Here is a 13,431-nt window from a genome sequence, read left to right as displayed (position 1 = left end):
ATTAATAGAAATATTTATATTTACCTAAATATATGAAAATGTCAAATATTTTTTCGGAAAATGACTTAGAGATTTTAATTGCTACCAAAGATAGGTGCAATTTTGATTTTTTGCTTAAAATGTTTCCTTTTAAACATTTTTCTAATTTTAATTTATTGATAGTTAATCAATCTAAAACTGAAATTTTACTATCAGAATATAATTCAGTAAGGGTAATAAATAGTAACGAAAGTGGCTTATCAAAAAGCAGAAATATTGCAATTAAAAATGCGATAAAAAATATTTGTCTTATTTCGGATGATGATGTTGTTTTTTACGATAATGTAATAGAATCTGTTTTAGGTGCTTTTATATTATATCAAGAAGCAGCAATTATTACCTTTAACCACATAAGAGTAGGTAAGTCTTATCCAGAAAAAAAACTTTATAAGAAATTTGAGCATAATTTTAAAAGTATTTGGGATGTAAGTTCTATTGAAATAGCTTTTAAAGTAGAAGAGATTAGAAAGAATGAGATTTGTTTTGATGAAAATTTTGGATTAGGTTCATTCTTTGAAACTGCTGAGGAATTCTTGTTTTTAAGAAATTCTTTGACACAAAAAATAAAAATGATTTATAGTCCGGAAATAATTGTTTCCCATCCTCTAGTATCTTCAGGAAAAGATGCTGGCGCTGATAATTTAATTTTTGCAAGAAGTGCTTTGTATTATAAAGTAAAAGGAAATTTCGCATATTTATGGTTACTTAAATATATGTTGTTTTTAATAGCGAATAACTATATCAATAAAGCGGATTTTATTAAAAAATATAAAAAGGGACTAGCAGGAATTTATAAATATAAAGAATTAACAAATGCATAAAGTAACAGCCAATTCTGATGTTCAATTAATTGAAATTCCTAAAATTCAAGACAGGAGAGGGAATCTTTCGGTTATTGAAGGAGAAACTATTCCATTTAATTTTAAAAGAGTGTATTATTTATATGATGTTCCTAGTGGGAGTAAGCGAGGAGGCCATGCACATAAAGAGCAACAAGCATTTTTGATAGCCTTAAGCGGTAGTTTTGATGTAGTTTTGAAAGATGGAAAATCAATAAAAACGGTAACGCTTAATAAACCTAATGTCGGTTTACTTATTGTTCCTGGAATTTGGAGAGAATTACGAAATTTTTCTTCTGGATCAGTTTGTTTGGTATTATCTTCTGATGAGTTTAACGAAGATGATTATATTCGGGAATATAAAAAGTTTAGGTTATTTAAAAACAGATGAACCTACACCTAAATGTGCAAGTTTTGTTTTTAGATTAATCAGCTTAACTAGTTCTGAAGCAGGTAATTTTAGTAAAACTCTTTTTCTTAAATTTAAATTTTGCAAATTAATGTCTTCGCAGTGTTTTTTGAAGAGAATATCTTCCTTTGCAATCTTACTTTTTATAGCTAAAGAAAACCGATTTAAATCAAGAAATTTTTTTAAGTCAGAATTTGATTTTTCATACTCTAAAAATTTTGTAAAATCCATTTTGCTAGCAATAAAATTTGTGTTTTTAGAAAGACTGTTTTCATCGTATACATAACGTGCTAATACTTTCCATGTAAATAAGACAGGATATTTTAGTCCAATTCTAACCCATAAATCAGTGTCTTGGCCGCTTTTTATATTAGTGTCAAAATTTCCTATTTCTGTAAAAATGCTTCTGTCAAACACAGCGCATGAAGTAAATATTACACTTTCTTTTAAACTTGCTTTAAAATAATTCACGATTTCATAATCGCCAGTTTTTATAATAGAATATTGTGATGGAATTACTTTTTTTGAAGTGTCTACTTCAATAGCAGCTGAGAATACTTTATAATCTGAGAGATTTGTAATATTTTCATACATCACTTTTAAAAAATCGGGGTACCAGTAATCATCTGCATCTATGAAAGTAATATAATTAGCAGAAGCTTTTTCTATTCCTAAATTTCTTGCACTTGATACGCCTGCATTTTCTTTGTGATAATACTGAATTCTGGAATCTTGAAATTGAATTAATTTTTCTTCACTTCTATCAGTAGATCCATCGTTCACAACAATAATTTCAAAATCCTGAAAAGTTTGATTCAAGATACTTTGCATCGTTTTTCCGATAAAATTTTCTTTGTTGTATAACGGAATAATTACTGAAAAAAATGCCATATTTTTTATTTTTTCAAAGTGAAATAATAACCCAATCGATATAGATCAAAGATAAAAAGTGACGGATTATCACTCAATAAATTTTTCTTTAGCGATGATTTAAATATTAAAAATAGCTTCTCTAAAAAAAGAGAGAGCTTATACTTTTTTACTATTTGGTAATAATACGAAAGTTTTACATATTCTACACCTATAAGTTTTTCGTCGACTAAGTATTTTAAACCTATAACCGATTCTTCTGATTTTTTTAAAAATGTTTCACTGCTTTCAATTCCTAAGTGATAAACAGGATTGTCAATATGAATTGTTTTGATGTTATTTTGCTTTAATTCAAAAGAAAATAAGGTGTCTTCATGTCTTAAATTTGGAATTTCTTCATTAAAAAACACTTTTTTAAAGATTGATTTCTTTATCAGAAAGTTTAATGTTAATAACGAAAGATATGGGTTTATTTGCCTTTTTTCTACCAATAATGCTTCTCTGGATTTACCGTAAATCCATCTTAGAATTTCAGATTTTGTTGGTTCTTCTTTTTGGTATTGAATTCCGCCATAAATGACTTTTTCATCTTTATTTATCTGAAGAATATAATTAGTAATAAAATTAGAATGAATTGGTAACGTATCAGCATCCAGGAAAAGCAAATCCTCGAAGTTGGCTTTCTGAGCTAATAAATTCCGGATAGCACTTCTTCCAATATTCTTATCTAAAATAGCATAAGAACTGTTTGTTAATTGATTTATTTTTTGATTTTCAGTTAAAAACTGAGAGGAAGCATCATCTAAACAAATAATTTCAAATTCGATTCCAGATTGTAAACATTGTTTATGTAGCTCTGTAACAAGAGGGCAGATATTGTAATTATAAACAGGAATAAGAATAGAAAGCATTACACCGTTCTCTGAACAACTTCAAAAATCCTGGCATCTTCACATTTTAATGTTTTCGAAGGGAATTTCATTAGTAAAGCATAATCATGAGTTGCCATGATAACAGTTTTTCCAAGTGCGTTGATGTTTCTTAAAACTTCAAGAACTTCTGAACTTGTTTGTGGGTCTAAGTTTCCTGTAGGTTCATCGGCAAGGATAAATTCAGGGTCGTTTAGTAAAGCTCTTGCAATTGCTACACGTTGTTGTTCACCACCAGAAAGTTGGTGCGGCATTTTTTGAGTAAACTCTTTCATACCAACTTTATCAAGAACTTCGTCAATTTTGCGTTCCATACCTTCTTTGTCAACCCATCCAGTTGCTTTTAGTACAAAAAGCATATTGTCTTTTACAGTACGGTCTGGAAGTAATTTGAAATCTTGGAATACAATTCCGATTTTACGTCTCAAATATGGAATCTCACTCTCTTTTAAAGTTGCCAAATCAAAATCAACAATATGACCTTCTCCTTCAGTTAAAGGTAAATCACCATACAAAGTTTTCATGAAACTACTTTTTCCTGAACCTGTTTTTCCGATGATATAAAGAAACTCACCGTGTTTAACTTCTAAATTTACGTGAGATAAAATTTTTCTTCCTTCTTGATAAATAGTTACATCTTTAAGAGACAGTACGGTTTGTGACATGATAAAATTAATTTGAATGGTAAAAGTAATAAGTTAACGGCTGTATTCAAAATAAATTTTCCTCATTTAAGGAAATAGTCCTTTATATGTCATTATTTAAGACAATAAGTGTGTGGTTGTTGGGTTTTATAAGTGTGTTAAATCATGATAGTTGGATTTTTGTTTATAATAAATACCAAAACGGTTTCGTTATACCCAGTAGAAAATGATACATTTGAATATTAAATTAAAATCACAATGCATAGACTTTCACGGTTATTTTTTATACTAGTTCTTCTTTTATCGATTAAGGTTTCGGCACAAAAGTCGGCTATTTACACCTACGATCTAAAGGATTTCGATAAAGCACTTTCCTTATATAATGACAAACAATATACATCGGCTCAGATTATTTTTGAAAAAGTAAAAGAAAAAGAGACGAGAGAAGAAGTAAAGGCAGACTGTGCTTATTACATCGCCAATTGCGCTATAAGAACCAATCAGCCAAATGCTGATGAACTTATGGAGCGTTTTGTTGAAGATTACCCAATAAGTACCAAGCAAAATCAAGCATATATAGAAGTTGCTCATTATTTTTTCGATCAGGCCAATTACCCAAAAGCATTGCAATGGTTTGATCGTGTAGATGAGAACTATATGAGTAAAAGTGATTTGGATAAATTCAACTTCCAAAAAGGATATAGTTACTTTAATTCTAAAAAGAAAAAAGAAGCAACAATCTACTTTAATAAAGTGGTAAATTCTCCCGAATATGGTTCACAAGCCAAGTATTATTTGGGTTTCATGGCTTATGAAGGTGATGATTACAAAGAAGCTACTAAGTATTTTGATGAGGTTTCGGGCGAAGAAAAATACAAAGAAAAACTTTCGTATTATCAAGCTGATATGAACTTTAAATTAGGTAATTTCCAAAAAGCAATCGATTTGGGACAAAAAGCAATGCCAAAATCTAATGAAATCGAAAAATCGGAACTGAATAAGATTATCGGAGAAAGTTACTTTAATTTAAAAGCGTATGATAAAGCGATTCCGTTTTTAGTACAATATAAAGGTAAAAAGGGAAAATGGAATAATACCGATTTTTATCAATTAGGATATGCTTATTATCAGCAAAAAGATTATGAAAATGCCATTTCGCAATTCAATAAAATCATTGAAGGAAAAGACTTCGTGGCGCAAAATGCATATTACCACTTAGGTCAGAGTTATTTAAATACCGATAAAAAGCAACAAGCATTAAATGCATTTAAAAATGCTGCCGAAATGGATTTTGATAAAGCAATCCAAGAAGACGCAAGTTTAAATTACGCTAAACTGAGTTACGAAATCGGGAATTCATACCAAACTGTACCAGCAGTTTTGCTTGATTTCTTAAAGAAATATCCAAATAACTCCAGTAAATCTGAAGTTGAAAAATTATTAATAGACTCTTATATTTCTTCTAAAAACTACAGTGAAGCACTAACTTTATTAGAGAAAAATAAATCTCCAGAAAATAGATTAGCTTACCAAAAAGTGCTTTTTTACAGAGGTTTAGAACTGTATAATGATAACAATTATCAGGAAGCTTCTAAGATGTTTATTAAGTCTCTTAACGAACAAAAAAGCCCGGAGTTTACAGCTCGTGCAACTTTCTGGAAAGGAGAAACGGAATATCTTAATGAAGATTTTAAAAACGCATTAATCAGTTATAAGCAATTTGCAGGTTTGGCAGCAGCCAAAACAACTCCTGAGTTTAAAAATGTGAATTATAATATCGCTTACACTTATTTTAAATTAAAAGAATATGATAATGCAGCAAATTCATTTCAGGCTCAAATCGATAATACCAAAGATGATGCTTCAAGATTACATGATTCCTATTTAAGATTAGCCGATTGTCGATTTGTAACTTCTAAGTATACTTCGGCGATGGAAGCTTATACTAAAGTTATGACATTTAAAGGTGTCGATGCTGATTATGCCTATTTTCAAAAAGCCATTTGTTATGGTTTTATGAATAAAAATGATAAAAAAATCGAAGAACTTAACGGGTTTCTTCAGATGTACAAAAAATCAGAATATCGTGACGATGCCATGTTTGAGCTTGCAAATACGTATGCTGCCGGGAAAAAAACAGAGCAGGCAATTAAAACGTATGATCAATTGGTTGCAGAATTTAAAAATGGAGCTTTCACTGCAAAATCTATTTTGCGTGAGGGATTAATTTACTATAACTCTGATAGAGATCAATTGGCTTTGGTGAAATTTAAAAAAGTAGCTGCCGATTTCCCTAGAACTCCCGAAGCTCTTGAAGCAGTTTCTACAGCGAGATTAATTTATGTAGATAATGGTAAAGTAGATGAATATGCTACTTGGGTACGTACGCTAGATTTTGTAGCTGTTACAGATGCCGATTTAGATAATGATACTTTCGAAGGGGCAATAAAACAATATGAGCAAAATAATAACAAACAAGCTATTGTCGGTTTTAGTAATTACGTAAGCAAATTTCCAAAAGGAATCCATGCGCTAGAAGCAAATTTTAAATTAGCCCAAGCTTATACTACCGAAGGTTCTGAGAGTAAATCTATTCCTAATTATCAATATGTAATCGAGCAACCTCGTAGTGAATATACAGAGCAATCTTTAATGCGTTTAGCGCAGATATTCTTAAAAGCTAAAGATTGTGATAAAGCAATTCCGGTTTTATCTCGTATAGAAAACGAAGGAGATTCTTCGCAAAATAAAACATTTGCACAAGCTAATTTGATGAAGTGTTATTATGATAAAAACGATTATAGTAACTCGGTTGTCTATGCAGAAAAAGTATTGCAAAACCCAAAAACGGATGAAAATGTAAAAAGCGATGCGCAAATTATTGTAGCAAGAGCAGCAATTAAATCTGGAGATGAGGATAAAGCTAAAACGGCTTACGCAAAATTGGCTACAACATCCAAAGGAGAGTTGGCAGCAGAATCATTGTATTATGATGCTTACTTTAAAAATAAAGAGAACAAGTACGATGCTTCTAATGCTGCGGTACAAAAACTAGCTAAAAACTATTCATCATTCAAATATTTTGGAGCCAAAGGATTGGTATTAATGGCAAAGAATTTCTATGGCTTAAAAGATAGTTATCAAGCAACTTATATTTTAGAGAATGTAATTCAGAATTTCACTGCTTATCCAGATGTAGTTTCTGAAGCTGAAAAAGAATTAAGTGCTATAAAAGCAGAAGAGTCTAAAACGAATTCATCGATTACAAAGTAGAAAATAGAGCAAAAAGAGTATAGATTATAGAGACAAGAAAAATAGATAAGTCTATTCTCTTTAATCTTTGCTCTCAAAAAAATAAAATATGAAAATCAATTTCCAAAATAAACATATCGCTTTTCTTTTGTTGCTAACTTCTCAGTTGACTTTAGCACAGAAAAAAGACGAAACAAAAAAGAAAGAAGAAACAATTGGTACCGAGGAAGTAAATGTGGTAAAAGCATATTCGCCTACAATCTCGGATGCCTTTAAAGTAAAAGAGATTCCATCATTAAATGATGAAGGGAATGCTGCTAAAGAAACGATTAAATACACCATTTTTTCTTTTCCGGTAGCATCTACTTTTACACCTTCAAAAGGGAATGCTCAACTGGTTGATAAAGCTAAAAAAGAACATTTATTTACTAATTATGCTACAGCAGGAGTTGGTAATTACGGTAATTTAAATGCCGAATTATTTGTAGCGCAGGAATTAGGAAACAATGATTATATAGCAGGAATGTTCAAGCATCAATCTTCGCAAGGAGGTATTAAGGATGTAGATTTAAATGATAAATTTTACGATACATCACTAGATTTAATTTATGGAGTAAAAAATAGAGATATGTCCTGGAATATTGATTTAGGATATCAAAACCAGATTTATAACTGGTATGGTTTACCAGTAGATTTCGGTTCTACCTTAACTCCACAAGATCGCGGGATATTAATTAATAGTATAAGTCCAAAGCATTCGTATAACGGAATTAATCTTGGCGGAAATATCGATTTTAGTGATGGTATTTTTACTAAGGCAAGTATGAAGTACAGTCATTTTTCGGACGGTTTAAAATCTTCTGAAAATAGATTTTATATAAAGCCATCTTTTAAAGTCGAAATAATGGATCAGTCTATAAATACAGATGTAATTGTAGATTATGTTGGTGGAAGTTTTGAAAATAATTATGAGAAAACAAACTTACAGCCTATAAAATACGGTTTTACCAATTTCGGATTATCACCAAGTTTTGTAATGCAACAAGATGATTGGACGCTTAATTTAGGAGCTAAATTGTTTTATAGTTTAGATAATGAAAATAGTAATAGTAAGATTTTAGTGTATCCAAATGTAACTGCTTCGTATAAAGTAGTTGGAGATTTAATGATTTTTTATGCTGGAGCAGAAGGAAATTTAGAACAAAACACCTATATGGATTTTGTAGATCAAAACCCGTTTTTATCACCAACACTAAATATTAATCCAACGGATATGCAATTCAATATTTTTGCTGGGTTAAAAGGAAAACTAGCTAATAATGTAAGTTATAAAGTTCAGGGATCTTATGTAAACGAAAGAAACAAAGCTTTGTTTAAGAGTAATGACTATACAGAAGATATAACTAATGAAAATTACGCTTTCGGAAATTCATTTCAAGTTGTATATGATGATATGACAACAATGCGTTTTTACGGAGAGTTAAAAGCTGATTTCTCAGAGAATGTTTCTTTTGGAATCAACGGAACTTTTAATAGCTACAGTAATGATCATCAAAGCGAGGCTTGGAATTTGCCAACAATGAAATTAAGTGCTAATCTTGATTTTAATATTACCAAACAATGGTACGCAGGATTCAATTTGTTTTATGTAGGAGAAAGAAAAGACGAACAAGTTAATGCCAGTTTAGCTATTGATGCTAGCCCGATTACATTAAAAAGTTATTTTGATTTAAATGCTCATGTAGGATATAAGTATAGCGATAGATTAACATTTTATTTAAAAGCAAATAATATTACTAATCAAGCTTACCAAAGATGGTTGAATTACCCAGTTCAAGGTTTTCAGATTATGGGTGGAGCTAATTATAAATTCGATTTTTAGGATTATTTAACCAAAAAGAATACAAGATTCGCTAGATCTTTTTTAAGATTTAGCGAATTTTGCTTTTTAATTAATGTTAATCTATAATCTAATAAATAAACACTTCTTTGTGGTCTTTGTGTGAAACTTTGCGTTCTTCGTGGTTAACTCCTCAAAGTTCATATTAAATAAATTCTTTTTTGCGACCTTTGCGTAAAACTTCACGCCCTTTGCGGTTAATATTTTATTATGACTTTCAAGCAAAAAATACACGCCTATTATTTACAAATGGTTCAGGATCGAATTGATGTTTTTAAAGACATGATTTCGGCATTGACCGAGGATTCTAAAAATGATGCCAAAGGTTCGGCAGGTGATAAGCACGAAACAGCTTTGTCGATGATGCATATCGAACAGGAAAAACTAACCAATAAATTAAAAGAAGCAATTAGTCAAAAAGCTATTTTGGATCGAATAGATGCTGATTCTGTGGCTTCTACTATTATTGTAGGGAGTTTGGTTCAGGCAAACGGTATTTATTTGTATCTAAGTGTTGCTCTGCCAAAAATAACTATCGATGGTATTAATGTAATTGCATTATCTCCTCAATCTCCACTTGGGAGTAAATTAATGGGGAATGCTGTAGGTTTTGAATTTGATATTAATACAACTCATTACATAATAGAGAGTATTTGCTAGGCTTAAACGCTTCAATTATTCGTGACTTACTTTGGTTTAATGTGCTCAAATTAAAATCTATAACCAGCATTCTGTTTTTTGTATATTAAAAATTACATTTTTATTGTAAATAGTTTGTTTTGGTTTTAATTTACAACTAAAACAGCTATTTGTGTTTTGTATATGTAACTGTTATCGCATATTTGCCTTATCAAAATAAACAAAACATCAAAAATATATAGTTATGTGCGGAATAGTATGTGCCTTTGACCTAAAACAAAAAGCAGAAACCTTAAGACCTCAAGTATTAGAAATGTCTAAAATCATTCGCCACCGCGGACCAGATTGGAGTGGTATTTATAGTAATGATAAAGCAATTTTGTCGCATGAGCGTTTGGCAATTGTAGATCCTGCTTCAGGAAAACAGCCTTTGTTTACTGAAGATAAGAAATTAGTTCTGGCTGCAAATGGCGAAATATACAACCATAGAGAATTACGTAAACAATTCGAAGGGAAATATAACTTTCAAACAGAAAGTGATTGCGAAGTTATCTTAGCACTTTATAAAGAAAAAGGACCTCATTTTTTAGACGAAATGAATGGTATTTTCGGATTTGCAATATATGATGTAGAAAAAGATGAGTATTTTATTGCTCGTGATCATATGGGAATTATTCCGTTATATATTGGATGGGATCAACACGGAACTTTTTACGTAGCTTCAGAATTGAAAGCTTTAGAAGGATATTGTACAAAAATACAGTTGTTTCCTCCAGGACATTATATGACAAGCAAAGACGGCGAATTTGTACAATGGTACAAAAGGGACTGGATGGAGTATGATGCAGTAAAAGACAACGAGACTAGTATTCCTGCGATTAAAGAAGCGTTAGAAGCTGCAGTTCACAGACAATTAATGAGTGATGTTCCTTACGGAGTTTTACTTTCAGGAGGTTTAGATTCGTCTATTACTTCGGCTGTAGCCAAAAAATTTGCGCAAAAACGTATAGAGTCTGATGATACTACAGATGCTTGGTATCCACAATTGCATTCTTTCTCAGTAGGATTAGAAGGTTCGCCAGATTTAGCAGCAGCCCAAATAGTAGCAAAACATATCGGAACAATTCACCACGAAATTAAATTCACCATTCAAGAAGGTTTAGATGCTGTTCGTGATGTAATTTACAACTTAGAAACGTATGATGTAACTACAGTTAGAGCATCAACTCCAATGTGGTTAATGGCAAGAGTTATTAAGTCAATGGGGATTAAAATGGTGTTGTCTGGTGAAGGTGCAGATGAATTATTTGGAGGGTATTTGTACTTCCATAAAGCGCCAAACGCAAGAGAATTTCATGAAGAAAACGTTCGTAAACTAGGTAAATTGCATATGTATGACTGTTTGCGTGCAAACAAAAGTTTAGCTGCATGGGGAATCGAAGGTCGTGTGCCATTCTTAGACAAAGAATTTATGGATGTTGCGATGCGCATCAACCCACAAGATAAAATGATCAACAAAGAACACCCAATGGAAAAATGGGTTGTTCGTAAAGCTTTTGAAGATATGTTGCCTGAAAGTGTAGCATGGAGACAAAAAGAGCAATTTTCTGATGGAGTAGGATACAGTTGGATTGATACTTTGAAAGAAGTGGTAGCCAAAGAAGTTTCGGATGAACAATTAGCGAATGCAAAATATAAATTCCCTTTGCAAACGCCAACTTCTAAAGAAGAGTATTACTATCGATCTATTTTTGCGGAACATTTCCCAAGTGATGCAGCTGCTTTATGTGTGCCTCAGGAAGCAAGTGTGGCTTGTAGTACAAAAATTGCATTAGAATGGGATGAAGCATTTAAAAACATGAATGATCCTTCAGGTAGAGCAGTTGCAAGTGTTCATGATGATGCTTATGTTAAAGCATAAAAAGGAGCAATTGTTTTAGAATGAAATAATATAAAAGAAAGCGCTCTCAATTTTGAGAACGTTTTCTTTGTGAATATAAAACTATTGATTCAATGGGTTGAAAAGAAATTTTAACCATATTTGTTATCGCAAAATTTTAAAAGTATTAAAAATATATAGTTATGTGTGGAATATTAACCATTATTGGAAAAGGAAAAGACCCGCAACTTGTAAAAGAACTTTCAGAAAGAATGTCACATCGTGGTCCAGATGAAAGTGATTTGCATATAATGGAAAAAGGGCATATCATGAGTCATGAACGTCTTTCTATTATAGATTTACATTCGGGAAAACAGCCTATCCAGGGAACATCTTCTGCTTGGATGGTTCATAATGGTGAAATATACAATCATCAGGCTTTAAGAGATGGTGTTTTAAAAGGGCATACTTTTAGAACAAAGTCTGATTCAGAAGTAATTGTTCATTTGTATGAAGAGTTTGGTTATGATTTTTGTAACATGCTGGATGGAGATTGGGCTTTTGTAGTGATCGATGGAGATGATTTTATTGCAGGAAGAGATCCGTTAGGAGTAAAGCCTTTGTATTATGGCTTGGATGAAAGAGGAAGAATCTATTTTTCATCAGAAATGAAACCTATTGCAGATCAATGTAAGTCATTTTCGACTTTTCCTCCAGGACATTATTATACGCCAAAAACAGGATTTGTAAAATACTACCAACCAGAATATGAAGATTATTTAAAGGCAGATCAAAATTTAGATTTAGACTTAATCAGAGAGACTTTGACAGAGGCAACTCGTAAGCGTTTAATGAGTGATGTACCAATCGGAGTATTACTTTCAGGAGGGTTAGATTCATCTTTAACATCGGCAATTGCTTCAAGATTATTGGCTGAAAGGGGTGAGAAACTACATTCATTTTCTATCGGATTAGATGCAGATGCTCCAGATGCAAAAGCGGCTAAAAAAGTGGCTGAGTTTTTAGGAACTGAGCACCACGAAATACATTTTACGATAGAGCAAGGGATTGAAATTCTAGATAAATTAGTTTGGCATTTGGAAACTTACGATGTAACATCAATTCGTGCAAGTACGCCAATGTATTTCTTATCTAAAGCAATTACTGATATGGGAATAAAAGTAGTGCTTTCAGGAGAAGGAGCAGATGAGATTTTTGGAGGATATTTATATTTTAGAAATGCTCCATCTGCTGAAGAATTTCAAAAAGAAACAATCGAAAGAGTTCAAAAATTATTTACTGCCGATTTGTTAAGAGCAGATAAGTCAACTATGGCTCACGGATTAGAGGCTAGGGTTCCGTTTTTAGACAAAGCTTTCCTTGATGTGGCAGTTCGTGTCAAACCAGAAGAAAAACAGCCTAAAACGTACGATGGTAGAGAAAAATATATTTTAAGAAAAGCTTTTGATACACCAGAAGATCCATATTTGCCTGCAGAAGTATTGTGGAGACAAAAAGAACAATTTTCTGATGGAGTAGGTTACAACTGGATTGATCAATTAATAGAGTATTGTTCATCTAAAGTTACAGATGAACAATTGGCTGGAGCAGCGGTTGAGTTTTCTTATAACTCACCAACTACAAAAGAAGCTTATTTTTACAGATCAATATTTCATAAATACTACCCACAGGTTAGCGCAGCGCAAACTGTTAGAAAATGGATTCCAAAATGGCAAGAAAACCAAGATCCAAGTGGTAGAGCAAATGCAGCACATGTAAAAGCAGATACAGAAATTGCTAAATCGGGAGTTGCAGTTTAGTAAAACGAGTTTCATTTTGAGTTAGAAATATTAATTAAGTCAATTAGCAAAATTTCAAAACAACATTTTTAATGTGTGTTTTGGAATTTTGTTGTTTATAAGAGTTAGGGTTTTTGTTTTTTATGCTTTTAAAAACTTGATTTTTTAATAATATGTTAATAACTTAAGTGCTTTAAATGGTATTTTAACGGATATATAATTTGCGTTTTTA

Annotated in this window: 10 protein-coding genes; 7 read left to right on the top strand and 3 right to left on the bottom strand. The window is 31.5% G+C overall.

The window, feature by feature from the left end:
* Positions 1-38 precede the first annotated feature (38 nt).
* Together OA93_RS00655 and OA93_RS00650 are read left to right on the top strand one after the other, a co-directional pair.
* Positions 39-860, top strand: a complete 822-nt coding sequence (locus tag OA93_RS00655) for a glycosyltransferase family A protein (RefSeq protein WP_039111155.1) — start codon at positions 39-41, stop codon at positions 858-860.
* Entirely contained in the window at positions 853-1,269 is a 417-nt protein-coding gene (locus OA93_RS00650) for an FdtA/QdtA family cupin domain-containing protein (protein WP_039111154.1), read from the top strand. Before OA93_RS00655 ends, OA93_RS00650 begins: the two co-directional genes overlap by 8 nt.
* On the opposite strand, the gene OA93_RS00645 is transcribed toward OA93_RS00650, so the two are convergent.
* From OA93_RS00645 to OA93_RS00635, 3 genes are read right to left on the bottom strand one after another with little or no spacing between them, the layout of a single operon-like run.
* Positions 1,252-2,178 carry a glycosyltransferase family A protein gene (locus tag OA93_RS00645; protein ID WP_039111153.1) on the bottom strand — a complete coding sequence of 309 codons (927 nt, stop codon included), beginning with the start codon at positions 2,176-2,178 and terminating at the stop codon, positions 1,252-1,254. The genes OA93_RS00650 and OA93_RS00645 overlap by 18 nt on opposite strands.
* Positions 2,179-2,183: 5 nt before the next feature.
* The gene (locus tag OA93_RS00640) at positions 2,184-3,068 is read right to left on the bottom strand and encodes a glycosyltransferase family A protein (RefSeq protein WP_039111152.1); all 885 of its coding nucleotides are present in this window, start codon (positions 3,066-3,068) and stop codon (positions 2,184-2,186) included.
* Positions 3,068-3,751, bottom strand: a complete 684-nt coding sequence (locus OA93_RS00635; RefSeq protein ID WP_039111151.1) for an ATP-binding cassette domain-containing protein — start codon at positions 3,749-3,751, stop codon at positions 3,068-3,070. The genes OA93_RS00640 and OA93_RS00635 overlap by 1 nt, the downstream gene beginning before the upstream one ends.
* 237 nt (positions 3,752-3,988) lie before the next feature.
* Between OA93_RS00635 and OA93_RS00630 the strand changes: the two genes are divergently transcribed.
* The 5 genes from OA93_RS00630 to asnB (OA93_RS00610) all read left to right on the top strand — a co-directional run bounded on the left by OA93_RS00630 (position 3,989) and on the right by asnB (OA93_RS00610) (position 13,220).
* On the top strand, positions 3,989-7,003 hold the full coding sequence (locus OA93_RS00630; protein WP_039111150.1) for a tetratricopeptide repeat protein: 3,015 nt from the start codon (positions 3,989-3,991) through the stop codon (positions 7,001-7,003).
* An 88-nt stretch (positions 7,004-7,091) separates the two neighbouring features.
* Positions 7,092-8,864, top strand: a complete 1,773-nt coding sequence (locus tag OA93_RS00625) for a TonB-dependent receptor (protein ID WP_039111149.1) — start codon at positions 7,092-7,094, stop codon at positions 8,862-8,864.
* Between the two features lie 228 nt (positions 8,865-9,092).
* On the top strand, positions 9,093-9,542 hold the full coding sequence (locus tag OA93_RS00620; RefSeq protein ID WP_039111148.1) for a hypothetical protein: 450 nt from the start codon (positions 9,093-9,095) through the stop codon (positions 9,540-9,542).
* 223 nt (positions 9,543-9,765) lie between these two features.
* A complete protein-coding gene (asnB, locus tag OA93_RS00615; protein ID WP_039111147.1) occupies positions 9,766-11,442 on the top strand; it encodes an asparagine synthase B in 1,677 nt (558 codons plus the stop codon).
* A 161-nt stretch (positions 11,443-11,603) separates the two neighbouring features.
* The gene (gene asnB, locus OA93_RS00610; RefSeq protein ID WP_039111146.1) at positions 11,604-13,220 is read left to right on the top strand and encodes an asparagine synthase B; all 1,617 of its coding nucleotides are present in this window, start codon (positions 11,604-11,606) and stop codon (positions 13,218-13,220) included.
* Positions 13,221-13,431 lie beyond the last annotated feature (211 nt).

Origin of the sequence: Flavobacterium sp. KMS (genome assembly GCF_000813005.1) — a bacterium.
Lineage (GTDB): Bacteria > Bacteroidota > Bacteroidia > Flavobacteriales > Flavobacteriaceae > Flavobacterium.
The sequence above is the reverse complement of the archived record's forward strand: the minus strand, read 5'-3'. Positions and strand labels throughout refer to the sequence as shown.

Excerpts from the sequence above, each read along its gene's own strand:
- OA93_RS00630 (WP_039111150.1), top strand. The coding sequence starts at position 3,989 with ATGCATAGACTTTCACGGTTATTTTTTATACTAGTTCTTCTTTTATCG.
- OA93_RS00645 (WP_039111153.1), bottom strand. The coding sequence starts at position 2,178 with ATGGCATTTTTTTCAGTAATTATTCCGTTATACAACAAAGAAAATTTT.
- OA93_RS00620 (WP_039111148.1), top strand. The coding sequence starts at position 9,093 with ATGACTTTCAAGCAAAAAATACACGCCTATTATTTACAAATGGTTCAG.
- OA93_RS00650 (WP_039111154.1), top strand. The coding sequence starts at position 853 with ATGCATAAAGTAACAGCCAATTCTGATGTTCAATTAATTGAAATTCCT.
- asnB (WP_039111147.1), top strand. The coding sequence starts at position 9,766 with ATGTGCGGAATAGTATGTGCCTTTGACCTAAAACAAAAAGCAGAAACC.
- OA93_RS00655 (WP_039111155.1), top strand. The coding sequence starts at position 39 with ATGTCAAATATTTTTTCGGAAAATGACTTAGAGATTTTAATTGCTACC.
- asnB (WP_039111146.1), top strand. The coding sequence starts at position 11,604 with ATGTGTGGAATATTAACCATTATTGGAAAAGGAAAAGACCCGCAACTT.
- OA93_RS00640 (WP_039111152.1), bottom strand. The coding sequence starts at position 3,068 with ATGCTTTCTATTCTTATTCCTGTTTATAATTACAATATCTGCCCTCTT.
- OA93_RS00635 (WP_039111151.1), bottom strand. The coding sequence starts at position 3,751 with ATGTCACAAACCGTACTGTCTCTTAAAGATGTAACTATTTATCAAGAA.
- OA93_RS00625 (WP_039111149.1), top strand. The coding sequence starts at position 7,092 with ATGAAAATCAATTTCCAAAATAAACATATCGCTTTTCTTTTGTTGCTA.